Genomic DNA, 17,877 nt, shown 5'->3' with positions numbered 1-17,877 from the left:
GATTGTTCCCCCTTAGCTCAGTTGGTTAGAGCGACGGACTGTTAATCCGCAGGTCCCCCGTTCGAGTCGGGGAGGGGGAGCCAAATCATAGCACCCTACTACTCTATTTAGTTCCCCCTTAGCTCAGTTGGTTAGAGCGACGGACTGTTAATCCGCAGGTCCCCCGTTCGAGTCGGGGAGGGGGAGCCAACTCACAGAAAATAATCAGGTTTATCTACTACTATTCTTCGATTGTATTAGACTTTAAAGCGCTTATAATCTACCCTACATTAAAGTTATTTCTAAAGTTTTTTCTATTTTTTACGATAGAATGTAATGACTGTAATTAAAGCGATCAATCAAGGAATTGATTCCTTCCGTTAGGCTTTTATAAGATAAGAACATGGCTGGCTTTAAAAAACTTATATTTATACAACTCATATCTTGGCTGCTTTTTGCTTTATTAGGTGGTTATTTTATTGCCCTTAGTTTCGACAGTGCTGTCAGTGATGCTCAGCAAAAAGCACAAAATGTTGTTAGTGCTTATATAAATACTCAGACATTAGATGAACTAGCACCAGAAAAAATTAAACACGCGCTTGCCGATGGCAGTACTTTTTCTAAGTTTGTGATCCGTGATCAAGCGGGCCAAGTAGTTAGCTCAGTTGAATCAAGTCAACCCCTACCCATATTTGCTGAAATTGTAAATGCTACGTTTAACTCAATTCGCCCTCAATTTGCCGTTAACCAAGCATCTGATATAAAGGTTGAATTCACAATTAATGCGCATAATCTCGCAAGCTTATTACAACAGGCTCTATTTGTTGTTATTTTAATTTCAGGCTTGATTGCCCTACTTCCTATTATCTATATGAAGAGCATGTTCCGCCGCCTTAATCGTAAAATTAGCACTACAGTTGCAGATATAGTTGATATTTATATTAATCAAAACCAAATTGATGATGACCTAGAACAATCAATTGATACAACTAGCCTAAAAAAGTTAAGCAAAGATTTAATCCCTTCATTCAACCGCCTTTCTCACTTTTTACAAACTAAACACGACGATATTCAAAACAATGCGCTGAACATCAAAAAAGAAGCTTATAAAGATGTAGTGACTAACCTTGGCAACCGTAATATGTTTGTTGAGTACTACGAAAAGAATATCGAAAACGCAGAAAAAAGTACTTTTGGTTCACTTGCGATGGTTCGCTGTAGCGAGCTGCAAGCCATCAACCAAACTCGTGGTTACCAAAAAGGTGATGATTATGTTAAAAGCGTGGCCGATATAATTAAACATATCAGTGGTACTTATACTGGTAGCCAAGTGTTTCGTTTAAACAGCTCAGACTTTGCAGTTGTGTTGCCCAATACCCCACTAAAAGAAGCGGAACGTTTTGGTGATAACTTACAGTCTCGATTTACTCAGTATCAACAAAATCAAGAATTAAGCTCAGTCGCGAACACAGGTATTGTCGGTTACGAAAAAGGTAAACCTTTAGGAGAGTTATTATCTATTGTTGATAATGCGATGAGTATGGCGCAATCAAAGCAAGCTAACGCATGGCATGTTCAACGCGAGACTGACCTTGTAAATAATGCTAGCGCTGGTTTTGGTAACCAAAACTGGCGTAAAGTGATTAACGAAGTGATCGAAACCAAACGTGTTCACTTGGTCATGCAAAACATTATGCCAATTGGTAAAAGTGTGAAGGCCTATGCAGAGATTCAGGTTCGTTTCAAAACCGCAGAAAATCAAATGCTACCAACTGCCTCTTTTCTTGCTATGACCGAAAAGCTAGAAATGGCTATGGAAATTGACCGCTTAATCATTGACACCAGCTTAGAAAAAATTAAAACCCGTAATTTTTCTGAGAAATTCTTTGGAATCAATGTTACCGCATCAAGCGCCCATAATGATCAATTTGTGATCTGGCTTGAGCGCCGCCTACTAAAAGACAGTAATATCGCCTCTAAGCTTATATTTGAAGTGAGCGAGTTTGGCTTGCAACAAAATATTAAAGCAAGTAAGCGCTTTATCGATATGGTGCATCGTGTCGGTGCGCGTATCACTGTAGAGCGTTTTGGTGTTGGTTTAACGTCATTTAAATTCTTTAGAGATTTAAAACCTGATTTCATCAAAATGGATGCAAGTTATACCCGCGGCCTTGAAGAAGATAAAAATAATCAATATTTTATGCGCTTAATGGTTGATCTTGCCCACCGTATTGGAGTGAGTGTATTTGCTGAAGGTGTAGAGAGCCAAGAAGAAAAGCATATCATTGAAACTCTGTGTCTTGATGGTGTGCAAGGCTATTACATCGAAAAACCAAAAGACATTTAACCCCCTATTAAAGGCCCAAAAAACCTTACTGTTTTTGGGCCTATTCTATCTATTAACTTAGCTTTAACACTTTAATCGTAAACAGCTTTGTTAATTTTATCTATTCGTCCCTCATGTGTTGTGTCAGCCCCCAGAAAAAAGGATAATAGGGTCGTTTTTATTCTCGTGAGGCACGCATGACAGAGTATGTCTTGTTATTGATTGGCACCGTGCTAGTCAACAACTTCGTTTTAGTTCAATTCTTAGGTTTATGCCCATTTATGGGCGTGTCGGGTAAGTTAGATACCGCGATTGGTATGTCCTTAGCCACAACCTTTGTACTTACACTTGCCTCCGTGACTAGTTATCTAGTAAATCATTATATTTTGATCCCGCTGGATATCGAGTTTTTGCGTACCATGAGCTTTATTTTGGTTATCGCTGTTGTCGTGCAATTTACTGAAATGGTGGTTAGAAAAACCAGCCCGACACTTTATCGCTTATTAGGGATTTTCTTACCGCTTATCACCACTAACTGTGCTGTATTAGGCGTTGCCCTACTTAATATCAAAGAAGACCACTCATTCTTGCAATCCGCTGTTTACGGCTTTGGTGCCGCAGTGGGCTTTTCTATGGTGTTAATACTGTTTGCTGCATTACGTGAACGCTTAGCTGCGGCTGATGTCCCTGCTCCTTTCAAGGGTGCTTCTATTGCGATGATCACTGCAGGCCTTATGTCGATGGCCTTTATGGGTTTTACAGGATTAGTGAAGTTTTAATATGACCTTGTTTTATGCTTTGATAGCGTTAGGTTCATTAGCGCTAATATTTGGTTTAATTTTAGGTTTCGCTGCCGTGCGTTTTCGCGTAGAGAGCAACCCTATAGTTGACCAAATTGATACCATTTTACCGCAAACACAATGTGGCCAATGTGGTTACCCTGGCTGTCGCCCATATGCTGAAGCGATTGCCAACGGCGATGAAATAAATAAATGCCCACCAGGCGGCGAAGCAACTGTAAAAAAATTAGCTGATTTAATGGGTGTTGAAGCAAAACCACTTGCAGGCGGTGAGCAAGCTGATCCGATTAAAACAGTCGCCTATATTCGTGAAGATGAATGTATTGGCTGTACCAAATGTATTCAAGCCTGCCCTGTTGATGCCATTATCGGTGCAACGCGTCAAATGCATACCGTGTTAATTGATGAATGTACCGGTTGTGACTTATGTGTAGAACCCTGCCCTGTAGACTGTATTGATATGTTGCCCGTAAAAGAAACTAAACAAACCTGGAAATGGCAATTAAACGCAATCCCTGTGACTCAGGTAGATTAGGAGCACAGATGGAAAAGCTAATAGATCAAATTAAACAAGGTAAAGTGTGGCCATTTCCTGGAGGTATTCACCCACCGGGTCAAAAGCAGCAATCAACTAAGCAAGCAATCGCAAGACTACCACTACCTGACAAACTTGTTGTATCACTAAAACAACATATTGGCGCTAACGGCAAACTCATTGTTGAAAAAGGCCAACAGGTACTTAAAGGCCAAGCATTAACGAAACCAAGCGGGAATTGGTCAGTGCCAGTACACGCACCAACATCTGGGCTGATCAGCGATATTTGCCCAATGCCATCTGCTCACCCATCAGCGCTGCCAGAACTTAGCGTTATCATTGAACCTGATGGTGAAGATAAATGGTGCGAGCTTCGGTCTGTGTCTGATACCAAAGCACTTTCGCATGATGAGCTTGTGGATATTATTCATCAAAGCGGTATTTCAGGTATGGGCGGCGCTGGCTTCCCTACTTATGTCAAAGCAGATATACGTAAAGACATTGAGTTTTTAATTGTCAATGCCGTCGAATGTGAGCCATATATCACCGCTGATGACATGCTAATGCGCGAACATGCTGATGGTATTATCGCGGGCATTGAATTAATGCAGCAGCTGTTAAACCCGCAGCTCACAATTATTGGTATTGAAGATAATAAGCCAGAAGCCATTGCTGCTATGAAAAAAGCAGCTGAACATAACGACAGCATAATGGTACAAACAGTGCCAACGGTTTACCCTTCTGGCGGTGAAAAACAACTGATTAAATTGCTAACTGGCAAAGAAGTCCCGAGTGGCAGTATTCCAGCTGATATTGGTATGTTAGTGCAAAATGTCGGTACCTTGTTTGCAGTAAATCAAGCTGTGCATGAGGGTAAACCTCTGATTGAGCGTGTGGTGACTGTAACTGGTAACACCATTCATAAACAGGGTAACGTGTGGGCTTTACTGGGCACTGAAATTAAACATTTATTAGATTGCCAAGGTTTTTCACCAGTACCACAACAACGTGTTGTAATGGGCGGCCCGATGATGGGCTTTACCCTACCAACAGTGCGAATTGGTGTCGTTAAAACGACAAACTGTATTTTAGCGCCAGATCACCAAGAACTTGCTGAGCCGGGTGAGGAAAAAGCCTGTATTCGTTGTAGTGCCTGTGCTGACGCCTGCCCTGCTTCATTGTTACCGCAGCAATTACAATGGTTTGCTAAGTCTAAAGAATACGACAAACTCAACGAGCACAATTTATTCGATTGTATTGAATGTGGCGCCTGTGCTTATGTTTGCCCAAGCGAAATCCCACTCGTTCAGTACTATCGTGTTGCTAAAGCTGAAATCAAAGAGCAGCAAGCAGAGCAAATCAAAGCAGAGCGTGCAAAGGAGCGTTTTGAAGCACGTAAAGAACGTTTAGAGCGCGAACAAGAAGAACGTCAAAACCGCCACAAACGTAAGCCAGCTGCTAAGTCAGATAGCGAAAAACAAAAAGTGGCCGATGCACTAGCACGAGTTAAAACTAAATCTGATGACAAAGAGAGTAAATCAGCTGTCGCTGCTGCTATCGCGCGTGCTAAAGCGAAAAAGCAGGGTGCAGAGCTTGAGCCTGATAACTCTGAAATAGCTAAAGAGCGTGCTGCGCGTAAAGAACAAGCACGTAAATATAAAGAGCAAAAAGCACTAGAGCAAGGTGAAGAAGGCGTCGATAAAGACGATAAAAAGTCTGCTGTTGCTGCCGCTATTGCCCGCGCTAAAGCGAAAAAGGCCGCGCAAGCTAAAGAAGATAACGCAGAAGTAGACTCAGCACCAAAAGATGACAAAAAAGCAGCTGTTGCAGCTGCTATCGCTCGTGCAAAGGCGAAGAAAGCCGCTCAAGCTGCTGAAAACCAAACTGAAGCTGAAGAAGATAGCGCACCAGTTGATGACAAAAAGGCTGCCGTTGCTGCAGCCATAGCTCGCGCTAAAGCGAAAAAAGCCGCGCAATCTGCTAAAAACCAAACTGAAGCTGAAGAAGATGGCGCACCAGTTGATGATAAGAAAGCCGCTGTTGCTGCAGCCATAGCTCGCGCTAAAGCGAAAAAAGCCGCTAAAGAGCAAGCGCAGAGTGACGGTTCATCAGAGCAAACGAATGATTCAAGTGATGAGGCAGATGCCAAGCCGCAGTCTGATGCTACTGAATCTAGAGAAGACAAGAAAAAAGCCGCCGTTGCTGCAGCTATCGCTCGCGCCAAAGCGAAAAAAGCCGCTAAAGAGCAAGCGCAGAGTGACGATTATTCAGAGCAAATAAATGATTCAAGTGATGAGGCAGATGCCAAACCGCAATCTGATGAACCTGAGTCTAGCGAAGATAAGAAAAAAGCCGCCGTTGCTGCAGCTATCGCTCGCGCCAAAGCGAAAAAAGCCGCTAAAGAGCAAGCGCAGAGTGACAATTATTCAGAGCAAATAAATGATTCAAGTGATGAGGCAGATGCCAAACCGCAATCTGATGAACCTGAGTCTAGCGAAGATAAGAAAAAAGCAGCAGTCGCCCGTGCAATTGCAAAAGCTAAAGCTAAAAAGTTACAACAAGAAGGAAACGATAAGTCATGAAACTAACCATGGCGAGTTCGCCGCATAATCATAGCCATAAATCATTAAGTCGATTAATGATGACGGTGATTGCTGCGTGTATTCCTGGCTTAATTGCCCAAGTGTACTTTTTTGGCACAGCCGTTTTAATTCAGCTTATTCTCGCACTTATAACAGTAAGCGCCTTTGAAGCCGCTGTATTGCTTCTTCGTAAGCGCAAAGTTTGGCCAACACTCAGTGATGGCAGTGCTTGGTTAACGGGCGTATTACTGGCGTTGAGTATTCCACCTTTAGCGCCTTGGTGGATTATCGTAATTGGCTGTATGTTTGCAATTGTTATTGTAAAACAGCTTTATGGCGGCCTTGGCTTTAATTTATTTAACCCTGCTATGGCGGCTTATGTATTACTACTTGTATCGTTTCCGGTGCAAATGACTAGTTGGTTACCTGTGAGTGATTTACTTGCATCTCCGATTAGCTTCTCACAACAGCTGTCTGTTATTTTCAATGGCTTTACCAGCGCTGGGTTTAGTGTCGATCAATTACGTGTAGCAATTGATGGCACAACTATGGCAACACCGCTTGATACCGTTAAAACAGATGTCGCCCATCACCTAACGGTGGCTGAAAGCATGAGTAAACCAATTTTTAACGACTGGTTTGGTCTTGGCTGGGGCTGGGTTAACCTCGGCTTTTTAATCGGTGGTCTTTATTTATTAAAAGCTAAAATCATTAATTGGCATATCCCTGTTAGCTTTTTAGCCTCGATAGCCGTGTGCAGTGGTATAGGTTATATCGCCGCCCCTGGCACAGAACCAGGTGTGGTATTTCACTTATTCAGTGGTGCGACTATGTTAGGGGCATTTTTCATTGCCACGGATCCTGTTTCTGCATCAACAACTAATAAAGGGCGTTTAATCTACGGCGCGTTAATTGGTTTGCTTGTTTACTTAATTCGTACTTTTGGTGGTTACCCTGATGCAGTGGCATTTAGTGTATTGCTGTTAAATATGGCGGTGCCTTTAATTGATTACTACACGCAACCACGAACTTACGGCCATGGGGTGAAATAATGATCCTTTCCTCAATGACTAAAAATGGTGCTATTCTTACTGCGTTTGCGCTCATTACCACAGGCACTGTAGCCCTTACTCATAACTTGACTGCTGAGCGTATTGAAGAGCAAGAAAAGCAACAACTTGCAGAACAACTGCAACAAGTACTTGATGCTCATCATTACGACAATCAGCTCTATAAAGATTGTGTTGTGATCACCGATGAGCGCTTAGGTCCACGCCCAGAGCAAGTTATTTACCGCGCCTACAAAGACAATAAGCCTTATGCTTTAGTGATGCGCCATGTAACACCAAGTGGTTATAGCGGCGATATCAACTTATTAACAGCAGTTTTTGCCAATGGCGAAATAGCCGGTGTCCGTGTGACTAAACACGAAGAAACGCCGGGTCTTGGCGATAAAGTCGAGATCAAGAAGTCTGACTGGATCACCCTTTTCAAAGGCCAAAATGTACTGGGTGAAGATGACAACCGCTGGGCTGTTAAAAAAGATGGCGGCCAGTTTGATCAATTCACCGGTGCTACGATCACACCCCGTGCTGTTGTCGGCTCAGTTAAACAAGCGGTACTTTTTGCCCAAGCTGAATTTGATAATCTGTTTGCTGCACCAAACATCTGTCAAGGAGCCAAGTAATGAGCCAAGTTAGAACCTTGTTTAAAGATGGTATGTGGGCCAATAACCCTGCCCTTGTTCAGTTATTAGGCTTGTGCCCGCTACTTGCCGTTACATCAACGATTACCAATGCGTTAGGCCTTGGATTAGCGACTTTATTGGTACTGGTTGGCTCTAACGTAACCGTATCGATAGTACGTAACTGGGTGCCTAAAGATATTCGTATCCCTGTTTTTGTGATGATCATCGCAGGCTTTGTAACCATTGTGCAGCTGATGATGAATGCCTATACATTTGGGCTTTACCAATCACTGGGGATTTTTATTCCGCTTATTGTTACTAACTGTGCCATTATCGGTCGCGCAGAAGCATTCGCCTCTAAAAATACCGTGCCACTTTCAGCCTTTGACGGACTGATGATGGGTCTTGGTTTTATGCTAGTTTTAGTGGTATTAGGGGCGATGCGAGAGCTTATTGGCCAAGGTACGCTATTTGATGGCGCCGATTTACTATTAGGGCCGTGGGCTGCTTCACTTCGTATTGAAGTATTCAGTTTTGATAACCAATTTTTATTAGCTATCTTACCTCCGGGTGCCTTTTTGGGACTTGGTTTATTGATTGCTGCAAAAAATGTCATTGATACACAAATAAAATCTAAGCAAGTTGTTACTCCAGAAGTAGAAAAAGGCCCAAGAGCCCGAGTAACGAGTTTAACTTAAAGGAGAGCGCGCACCGTCACTGCGTGCTTTACGCCACCATGAATAAAGAAAAACGCTACGAGATCTTATCTCGTCTTCGTGAACAAAATCCGCACCCAGAAACAGAGCTTGAATATTCAAGCCCGTTTGAATTATTAGTTGCTGTTACCTTATCTGCACAAGCTACAGATGTGGGGGTTAATAAAGCCACACGTAAGCTTTTCCCTGTTGCTAACACGCCTCAAGCGATTCTTGATTTGGGCCTTGAAGGCCTTCGTGATTACATTAAGACCATTGGTTTGTTTAATTCTAAAGCTAATAATGTCTATAAAATGTGTGAAATTCTGGTCAATAAACATAACTCAGAAGTACCAGAGAATCGTGAAGCACTCGAAGCATTACCGGGTGTTGGCAGAAAGACCGCGAATGTTGTTTTAAACTGTGCCTTTGGCTGGCCGACCATTGCTGTAGACACGCATATTTTCCGCGTTTCTAACCGCACTAAGTTTGCCATGGGTAAAGATGTAGTTGCTGTAGAACAAAAATTAGAAAAAGTAGTACCTAAAGAATTTAAAGTCGATGTGCACCACTGGCTCATTTTACATGGTCGTTATGTATGTACTGCACGTAAACCCAAATGCGGCAGTTGTATTATTGAAGACTTGTGTGAGTTTAAGGATAAAACTGAGTAATCAAAGACTTCATTGTTGTATTACTCAAACTCAGTCAGCACCTTTAGACCACCCATTAAGGGGCGGCTTCGGTAAGTAAGTGATGGGCATACAATCACCCCTGACGTGATAACACCCCTCAATAAGCACAGTACTTCTACATGAAACCTTCTCTTCATAAAAAGTAGATGCAGCTCACTCTCGGTTATTCGAAAAACGCAGCCACAATATTTCTTCAGGCAGTACAGTTTACCTTATTTCGACCTGAGGCTTTAGCTTGGTAAAGCACATTATCTGCTTGAGCTAAAATAGAGTCAAAACTTTGTTTATAATCTGGCTGCTGGGCGACACCTATTGATAAGGTAAAACGAATAGTTTGTTGCTCAAATTTTACTTGGCATTGTTCTACATGTGCTCTCAGACGTTCAGCCATGTCTTTTGCCTCTTCTATTTCAGTTTCAGGTAGCATCATCGCAAACTCTTCGCCGCCTATTCTCCCGATGACATCGGACTTTCTTATAATTTTTCGCACTAAATCTGCAAGTGAACAGAGCACCTTGTCACCAGCAGCGTGACCGAAGGTATCGTTAATAGACTTAAAGTTATCGATATCAAACATCATTACACAATACGAATGACAATAACGTACAGCTTGTGAATGCTGACATTCAGCCATTTGATAAAAAGCTCTGCGATTAGGAAGCTGTGTTAATTCGTCCGTTAAGGCAAGTGTTTCAGCTTTTTTCTTGGCTATTTCGATCTCTGCCGTACGGGCTTTAACCTGCTCTTCAAGACTATGATTATATTTTTTTAATTTGGCTGCCATTTGCTCAATATCAATCACATAGTTCGCTTGGCGAATTGCAATTTCAATGTAAGAAGTAACTTCTTTTATTATTTCAATTTCACTGGCCGACCAGTGTTGAGTTGATGCACTGTCCAAGCAAAATAAACCGACGACATTATTTTTTACATTGATAGGAGCATCCAGTACAGCTCTGGTCTTTCCTTCTATCATAGCGTCTTTTAATGGCGCTATAAGTGAGTTGGTTTCGACATCATCAATCGCCAATATTTTTTGTTTTTTTAGCGCTGCGAGGTATTGCGGAGCAATAGTTAAATCAGCTTCTATGCCTTCGATAGAGGGTGAGTTTTCAGTGGGTATACAGCTATGTACGGATAAAATCCCTTGAGGTGAAATAGTAGAATAGGATACACGATACATAGGGAAATATTGGGCTATATCCTTTAGCGCAATGGTTATTATTTGATTCGGCGCTAATTCAGAGCTGATACATTTTGCTATTTTATTAACGATGTCAGCACGCTGTTTATCGAACCTAGCAGCACGCACTTCTATTTGATACTGTCTAATTTTTATAAAGGTAAACAACAGTGTCAAAACTAAAATTATAAAAATGATGCTCACATTCACTCACCTATTAAGTCACTATCATTATAACGATAAAACAGCGATAGGTTACTAAATAATTAACAAATTGATCACATTACTTTCTATACAGGAATCGAAAGAATCGATTTTTAATCAACCAAACACTGAAGTATCTAAGATTATCAAACAAATAGACTAGACAACTTAATCGTTAACAACGGCCATTGGCCTCTCAAAGCAGCCTATTTTAGCGCAATCATCTAAATCTACTTTCAGTATACTTCGGCTGGCCGACAATTGCTGTTGATACGCATTTTTTCCGCGTTTCTAACCGCACTAAGTTTGCCATGGGTAAAGATGTGCTTGCTGTAGAACAAAAACTAGAAGAAGTGGTACCTAAACTTGTTAATCCTGCATGGCCGCTATGTATGTACTGCTCGTAAGCCTAAATGCGGCAGTTGTAATATTGAAGATTTGAGTGAGTTTAAAGAAAAGACTGAGTAGTTGAAGTCTACTCGAAAGCAAATAATCTAAAGGTGATGTTCCCCACTTCTTCTTTTTCTATCCCCATGCAAGCTCATTTTGCACATTGTGCCAAACACAGGGTTTGACACAATGTACTAGGCAATTATCGAGGATTTTGGCTCACCTGCTTTTTAATAAATTCTCGCGTATCTCTTAAAAGCGACACTCTTGCTGGTTCGTGAACATACATCATGTGACCGCCGTGATAATAGTGATAGTCAATTTTATCAGCGTATATACCGTGTCTATTTAAAGTGTATTCAGCATCAAAAAATGGGGTAACAATATCGTAATATCCAGAGGCAACCATCACTTTCATCTGTGGGTTACTACGAAGAACATAAGATAGATCCGGTGCTGTGTTGACGTATTTTGGCTCCCAACCTTGTCCGTCAGGAGCAGTTCGCCAGCGCCAATTATCAGATAACTCAGGGTCGCCAGGATTTAAGTATTTTCTTTTCCACTGCACGTTTAAGTCTGTGTGCATGTATTTCATCAGTGCCGCTTTATATGCCGGCCCTATAACTTTCGAAGCGTCTTGCTTAGGAGCTGCTGTTAGATCATCTCTTTCATCAAGCTTATAACGTCCATCAAGAAAGCCAACGGCAACGCCCTCATCACGCAATAATTCTTTTGCAAATCTAAAGGCGTTAATGCGTAAATCAGCCTGTTCAATATATTGTTTACTTAGCCCTGTATAACGGTGAAGTCCATCAACAATTAGCGCTCTGTCAGCTTTACTGAGCGCATTACCCTTAAATAGTGCAGGCAGTAATTCATCAACTGCAAATTTTCGGCTAGCATCAATGAATGCTTCAAAATTTCCTGATGTGTCTACTTTTTTATGATACCAAGCGGTTGCAGCGAGCGTTGGTATGTAAGTGACGTAAGAAATGATGTTGTCATCAACATAAGGGCTTGAACCTTGATAGTCTAAAGCTTGTGAAACAAAAATAATGCCATTTACATTATTCAGGTGTTTATCCATAAGCACTTTAGAAACCGCTGCTGCTCGAGTTGTACCATAACTCTCTCCCAATAAAAATATTGGTGCATTCCAGCGATTTTCTTTCGTCAGCCACTGGGCAATAAAATCAGCGATAGAAGATGCATCTTCATTCAAGCCCCAAAAGGCTTTGCTTTCAGTGTCACCTAATGCACGTGAGTAACCTGTACCAACAGGGTCCACAAACACCATATCAGTCACATCTAGAATCGTCTCAGGCGCTTCTTTTAATTCGTAAGGAGCCATTCCAGGAGATGTTGCATCGCTTGGTACAACAACTCGTTTGGGGCCATAAGCCCCCATGTGTAACCAATTAGACGATGAGCCAGGGCCACCATTCCAGATAAATGTAACAGGTCTGTTTTTGTTGCCGTCTGAGGCTATGTAATCAAACGAAAAAATAGCAGCTGTTGGCTGTTCGTTTTTGTTTAATAAATAAGTTTCACCTGCTACAGCTTTGTATTTCAGCTTTTTGCCATTGAAAGTGCCTTTATGCTGCGTAACAAATTTTGTGGCTTCGGGTATCGACTTTTTACTGTTGTTTGAATCTGAAATTTCATCTGCATTGACCGCGTTTGTACAAAACGCAAACAATGTCGAGATGACTACGGTTTTGAAATTGGCAACATACGCCATGTTTTATTCTCCCTTGGAAGCTTGCCTTTATTTTTAGCTGTATCTGGCTTGAGTGGTTTTATCACTCAGTGCTCAATTAACCTTTTACTTTAGCGATTACTTTTACAGTAAGAACATGTAATTTCAACTATCTGCGATTAACACGCAAAAAAGCATACCCTGTATCGAAACAAAAATATCAATGTATTAATTTCACAAGCTTCCATCCTTTCGTTATGCTGTTGAGTAATGTGAATTTTTTATGAGAGTTGCTATGTTACCTTTACTTCGTATCTTATTAATTGAGCAAGATCCTGCCACCTTAAAAGAGCTTTCAACGAACCTAGCAAGAACAATCCCTAACTTTGAACGTACTGATGTTGATATCGAGATTGTTGAGTGCATTGAGCTCAAGCAGGCGTTGAATTATGTAGAGGAAGATGGTGATATTCAAGCTGTAGTGCTTAGTTGGGATGTATTAAATAATGGCGAACGCACCTATAGTCGCTTTATCGAGCAATTAAAAGGTATCCGTCTTGAACTGCCAGTCTATGTTATCGGTGACGATACGAAAGGCTTGGAAATAGTCAACGAGTCTGAAGAAATTGAATCTTTCTTTTTTAAAGACGAGGTCATTTCAGACCCAGAAGCAATCTTGGGCTATATGATCAATGACTTTGATGACAGATCAGAAACCCCATTTTGGACCGCTTACCGTCGTTATGTAAGTGAATCGAACGATTCATGGCACACACCTGGGCACAGTGGCGGTGCTAGCTTTAGAAACTCTCCCTATATTAAAGACTTTTATCAGTTTTATGGCCGTAATGTGTTTGTTGGCGACTTGTCTGTTTCTGTCGATTCGCTTGGCTCATTGTCAGACAGTACCAACACTATAGGCCGCTCTCAAGAATCAGCAGCGGCGACATTTGAAGTAAAACATACCTACTTTGTTACCAACGGCTCATCTACTTCAAATAAAATTATTTTGCAAACTTTGCTACGTAAAGGCGATAAGGTGATAATAGACCGAAACTGCCATAAGTCAGTGCATTATGGCATTTTGCAATCGGCTAGTTTACCTATCTACTTGTCGAGTATTTTGAATCCTAAATATGGTATCTTCGCACCACCGTCACTGGCTGACATTAAGCAAGCAATTGAACAAAATACCGATGCTAAATTATTGGTTTTAACAGGCTGTACTTACGATGGCCTGCTTAGCGATTTAAAGCAAGTGGTTGAATTTGCTCATCAGCACGGTATTAAAGTGTTTATCGACGAAGCCTGGTTTGCTTATTCACTTTTTCACCCGAGTTTACGCCACTACTCGGCGATTAATGCTGGCGCGGACTATGTTACCCATTCGGCACATAAAGTGGTTTCAGCGTTCTCTCAAGCATCTTATATTCATGTTAACGATCCTGATTTTGATGCCGATTTCTTTCGTGAGATCTACAGTATTTACGCCAGTACCTCGCCAAAATATCAGCTCATTGCTTCGCTAGATGTATGCCAAAAACAATTAGAAATGGAAGGTTATAAATTACTGAATGCCCTACTGAATCACGTTGCAGAATTTAAGCAACAAATGGCTTCCCTAAAACATATAAAAGTGCTCGATAAGCAAGATTTCATGGATATATTCCCACATTTTCGTGGCGATAACATGGGCCACGACCCACTAAAAATTCTTATAGATATTAGTGAGCTACCTTATTCATTAAAGGATATTCATAAATTCCTATTAGATGAAATTGGCCTTGAAATTGAAAAGTATACTCACAGTACTATCTTAGTTTTACTAACTCTTGGCGGTACACGCTCAAAGATCATTCGTCTTTACAATGCACTGAAAAAACTCGACAGTGGTAAAGTGAAGCTAGCCACCACAATGAGGCGCACTCGCTTACCAGAAAACTTACCTGCTATAGACTTGGCTTGTATCCCAAGTGATGCGTTCTATGGTGAACGTGAATCTGTGCCGATTAGTAAAAGTAACAACCGAATCTGTGCCGGATTAGTGACGCCTTACCCTCCTGGTATCCCACTGTTAGTCCCGGGGCAACATATCACTAATGAGCATATCGAATATCTTAAAGAGTTGGCGGGACAAGGTCTGACAATCCAAGGGAGTTTTGATGGCGAAATCTATGTACTGAAAGGTAAAGTGAAAAGCTAAACGTACGCTTATATCTCAAATACCTCATTGTTATGCAGCAATAGCTCTCCCATTGCTGCATATCATTACCTTCTTTATACCAAAGCTTAGTTATTAATTTTACAGCATGGACTTTGCGATTTGTCTCAATGCTACTGTGCAAGCAATCGAAATAACTTATAATCCATTTTTGATAATTTTAACGCGCAGCCTTATACCACACTGCGTTATTAGAATTGTGCGAATTTAAAGACAAGAAAGAGGATGCTAAAAATGCGCTTATTACACACAATGCTTCGCGTTGCTGATTTAGACAAATCAATTGAATTTTATACGCAGGTATTAGGTATGAAAGAGCTGCGTCGTGCAGACAACGAAGAGTACCGCTACACCCTTGCTTTTGTCGGTTATGGTGATGAAAAAGATTCGACAGTGCTTGAGCTTACTTATAACTGGGATACAGACAGCTATGATTTAGGTAATGCATACGGTCATATTGCTATTGAGTTTGATGATATTTATAAAGCTTGCGAAGACATTAAAGCTGCTGGCGGTAATGTGAGTCGTGAGCCGGGTCCTGTTAAAGGCGGCACAACTGAAATCGCGTTTGTTAAAGACCCAGATGGTTATGCGATTGAGTTAATTCAGAAAAAAGATAACAACACTTTTTGATTGATAGTGGCTATTTCAGCAATTGCTGAGATAGCCACTTTGCGAGTACTTTTTCCAGTTCAGTAAAATTAATTGGCTTTGCGATATGGTCGCTGATACCAATTTTTGAACTTCTTTCGATGTCGTCTTTCATTGCATTGGCACTGACTGCAATAATTGGTGTATTAAAACCTGACCTTGCTAATAAATTTTCACTGGCACTTAAACCATCCATCACCGGCATTTGGATATCCATTAAAATCAGTGCGTAGTCTTTTGTTAGGGTTTTCTCACACGCAATTTGTCCATTTTCGGCCAATTCATAACTTAGACCTAATTGAGTTAAATACTTAGTGATAACAATTTGGTTAATTGGGTTATCTTCGGCAATTAATATAGGCTTATCGACTGAGTTAAAATCAAATTGAGAGTCTTTATCTAACTGATCCACTCTAGCGCTTACACCTTCTGGATATAGCGTTTTAAAACTGACATTAACCGTAAACTCGGTTCCTTTGCCAAGCTCACTAATTATCGCTATATTCCCTGCCATTAAATCAATCATCCCTTTACTAATTGCAAGCCCAAGGCCTGTACCGCCATATTCACGGGTGATATTACTTTGCGCCTGAACAAATGGATTAAACAGTGCTTTAATTTTATCTTCTGCGATACCAATTCCTGAATCTTTTACAGAAAACTCAACGTCTGTGACGCGTTCGTCTCTATTTAGCAAAGTAAGTGAGAGTACAATTTCCCCTTGGTTAGTGAACTTAACTGCATTCGAAAGCAAATTAATAAGCACTTGTTTAACACGTATTTCATCACACTCAACGATCAAAGATTGTATTGAGGGGACATCTAGATTGCAGCGAATCCCTTTGTTATCACAACTAGGCTTGAATAATAAAATAAGGTCACGACAAAGCGCGACTAAATCACATTCACGCGACTCTAGCTCTATTTTTTTTGCCTCTATTTTTGAAAAATCAAGAATGTCATTAATAACGGTCAATAAAACATCGCTGCAGTTATTAATTTGCCTAACGAACTCTGCTTGCTCTTGCGTTAATTCGCTTTTATTTAGTAACTGTAAAAAGCCCACGATACCATTCATTGGAGTGCGTATTTCATGGCTCATATTCGCTAAGAATTGGCTTTTAACTTGCTCAGAACGCTCAGCCCGATGTTTTTCTAGCTGCAAAGAAGTAATTTGAATATCAATGGTTTCAGCCATGCTATTTAGCGACTCAGCAATATCTTTAAACTCTTGGTAGTGAAAGTCGTCAGTATTTTGTTTGTAATTCCCTAACGCATACTCGCGGCTAAGGGCAGTTATACGATTCAGCGGGTTATGAAGTCGCGCAGTCAGCCAACGGACGAGAATAAATGAAATAACAGAGAGTCCAAAAATTAGTAGTCCTGCTAATACGGCTGTTTGTTTAACGGCGCTGGTGTAACTTGTTTTGGTTTCGTTAATTTGAAACTGTAAGTTCGTTGGTTTGCCTTCGAAGTAAACATTATTAATCGTTGCTTGCCCCATTAGTTTCCCATTTTCGCCCGCATCACCCAAACTAAACAAAATATTTTTTTCTGCTGTGATTTGTACTTGCTTGCCTTCTTGATAAACTGGCTGCTCATTATGTATTGCAAGCCACTTTAACGCTTCGGATAAGGGGACAAAAGACACTAATACGCCCGTTTTGATAATTGGCTCGCTCAGTGAATCTTGCTCATGGAGCAGTGTTGATGTAATAGCCAACAAGGCATTTTGTTTTGCTTGTGCAGGAACAAACAACTCACTCACTTGGGGGTTATCAATAATTTGAATTGTGTTCTGTTGTGTCGATGTTTGGGCGCTATCGAGAATGCTTTTTGTGAGCTTATAGTTCAAATTTAAAGAGGTAATAGGATAACCCTCAACTATAAACCCTTGGTTATCAATAACAATTGCAGCTTTAATTTGCGGGTTTTGGGCGACAAACTCCTGTAGCTGTACTAGCGCGAACTGTGAGTATACAACTTTATTAGGCAGTTCAGTAATCGCCTTGATACTACTAAGTAATTGGCTGTTTTTCTCAAGCTTAAATAATAGTTGCTCAAGACTAGCCGCATTATTTCTGGCTTGCCACTGTAAACTAGTGTTTGCCTGATCAATCGAGCTTAAATAGAAACGCCCTGTCATCAAACCTGCAAGTATCAATAAAGGTATAATTACCAGAAGTAAAACACTGATAAACAAGGCGCGACTAAAGCGTGGACTGCTCAT

Annotated in this window: 13 protein-coding genes, 2 tRNA genes and 1 pseudogene; 13 read left to right on the top strand and 3 right to left on the bottom strand. The window is 41.0% G+C overall.

Annotation, left to right across the window (positions count from 1 at the left end):
- Positions 1–6 precede the first annotated feature (6 nt).
- From HYD28_08560 to nth, 10 genes are all read left to right on the top strand, one after another.
- Positions 7–83, top strand: a tRNA-Asn gene (locus HYD28_08560).
- Positions 84–112: 29 nt separating this feature from the next.
- A tRNA-Asn gene (locus HYD28_08555) sits at positions 113–189 on the top strand.
- A 193-nt stretch (positions 190–382) separates the two neighbouring features.
- A complete protein-coding gene (locus HYD28_08550; protein ID QLE09010.1) occupies positions 383–2,326 on the top strand; it encodes a GGDEF domain-containing protein in 1,944 nt (647 codons plus the stop codon).
- 176 nt (positions 2,327–2,502) lie between these two features.
- Entirely contained in the window at positions 2,503–3,084 is a 582-nt protein-coding gene (gene rsxA / locus HYD28_08545) for an electron transport complex subunit RsxA (protein QLE09009.1), read from the top strand.
- A gap of 1 nt (position 3,085) precedes the next feature.
- Positions 3,086–3,640, top strand: a complete 555-nt coding sequence (gene rsxB, locus HYD28_08540) for an electron transport complex subunit RsxB (protein QLE09008.1) — start codon at positions 3,086–3,088, stop codon at positions 3,638–3,640.
- A gap of 8 nt (positions 3,641–3,648) precedes the next feature.
- Entirely contained in the window at positions 3,649–6,222 is a 2,574-nt protein-coding gene (gene rsxC / locus HYD28_08535; GenBank protein ID QLE09007.1) for an electron transport complex subunit RsxC, read from the top strand.
- Positions 6,219–7,274, top strand: coding sequence for an electron transport complex subunit RsxD (gene rsxD / locus HYD28_08530; GenBank protein ID QLE09006.1), 1,056 nt, complete (start codon positions 6,219–6,221; stop codon positions 7,272–7,274). The genes rsxC and rsxD overlap by 4 nt, the downstream gene beginning before the upstream one ends.
- On the top strand, positions 7,274–7,909 hold the full coding sequence (gene rsxG, locus HYD28_08525) for an electron transport complex subunit RsxG (GenBank protein ID QLE09005.1): 636 nt from the start codon (positions 7,274–7,276) through the stop codon (positions 7,907–7,909). Before rsxD ends, rsxG begins: the two co-directional genes overlap by 1 nt.
- Complete coding sequence (locus tag HYD28_08520; GenBank protein QLE09004.1) at positions 7,909–8,607, top strand: electron transport complex subunit E; 699 nt, start codon at positions 7,909–7,911, stop codon at positions 8,605–8,607. The genes rsxG and HYD28_08520 overlap by 1 nt, the downstream gene beginning before the upstream one ends.
- 38 nt (positions 8,608–8,645) lie before the next feature.
- Positions 8,646–9,278 (top strand): endonuclease III, encoded by a 633-nt coding sequence (gene nth, locus HYD28_08515; protein QLE09003.1) that lies wholly within the window; start codon positions 8,646–8,648, stop codon positions 9,276–9,278.
- 214 nt (positions 9,279–9,492) lie between these two features.
- Here the strand turns inward: nth and HYD28_08510 are convergent, their stop codons facing one another.
- Positions 9,493–10,686, bottom strand: a complete 1,194-nt coding sequence (locus tag HYD28_08510; protein ID QLE09002.1) for a sensor domain-containing diguanylate cyclase — start codon at positions 10,684–10,686, stop codon at positions 9,493–9,495.
- Positions 10,687–10,997: 311 nt separating this feature from the next.
- On the opposite strand from HYD28_08510, the pseudogene HYD28_08505 reads away from it, so the two are divergent.
- Positions 10,998–11,154: pseudogene (locus HYD28_08505) on the top strand (endonuclease III).
- Between the two features lie 124 nt (positions 11,155–11,278).
- Here the strand turns inward: HYD28_08505 and HYD28_08500 are convergent.
- Positions 11,279–12,817 (bottom strand): serine carboxypeptidase, encoded by a 1,539-nt coding sequence (locus HYD28_08500; protein QLE09001.1) that lies wholly within the window; start codon positions 12,815–12,817, stop codon positions 11,279–11,281.
- 253 nt (positions 12,818–13,070) lie between these two features.
- On the opposite strand from HYD28_08500, the gene HYD28_08495 reads away from it, so the two are divergent.
- Both HYD28_08495 and gloA read left to right on the top strand, forming a co-directional pair.
- Positions 13,071–14,978, top strand: coding sequence for an aminotransferase class V-fold PLP-dependent enzyme (locus HYD28_08495; GenBank protein ID QLE09000.1), 1,908 nt, complete (start codon positions 13,071–13,073; stop codon positions 14,976–14,978).
- A gap of 252 nt (positions 14,979–15,230) precedes the next feature.
- Positions 15,231–15,629 (top strand): lactoylglutathione lyase, encoded by a 399-nt coding sequence (gene gloA, locus HYD28_08490; GenBank protein ID QLE08999.1) that lies wholly within the window; start codon positions 15,231–15,233, stop codon positions 15,627–15,629.
- A gap of 10 nt (positions 15,630–15,639) precedes the next feature.
- Here the strand turns inward: gloA and HYD28_08485 are convergent, their stop codons facing one another.
- A complete protein-coding gene (locus HYD28_08485; GenBank protein QLE08998.1) occupies positions 15,640–17,877 on the bottom strand; it encodes a response regulator in 2,238 nt (745 codons plus the stop codon).

The sequence above is a fragment of the Pseudoalteromonas shioyasakiensis genome, from assembly GCA_013391845.1.
Taxonomy (GTDB): domain Bacteria; phylum Pseudomonadota; class Gammaproteobacteria; order Enterobacterales; family Alteromonadaceae; genus Pseudoalteromonas; species Pseudoalteromonas apostichopi.
The sequence above is the reverse complement of the archived record's forward strand: the minus strand, read 5'-3'. Positions and strand labels throughout refer to the sequence as shown.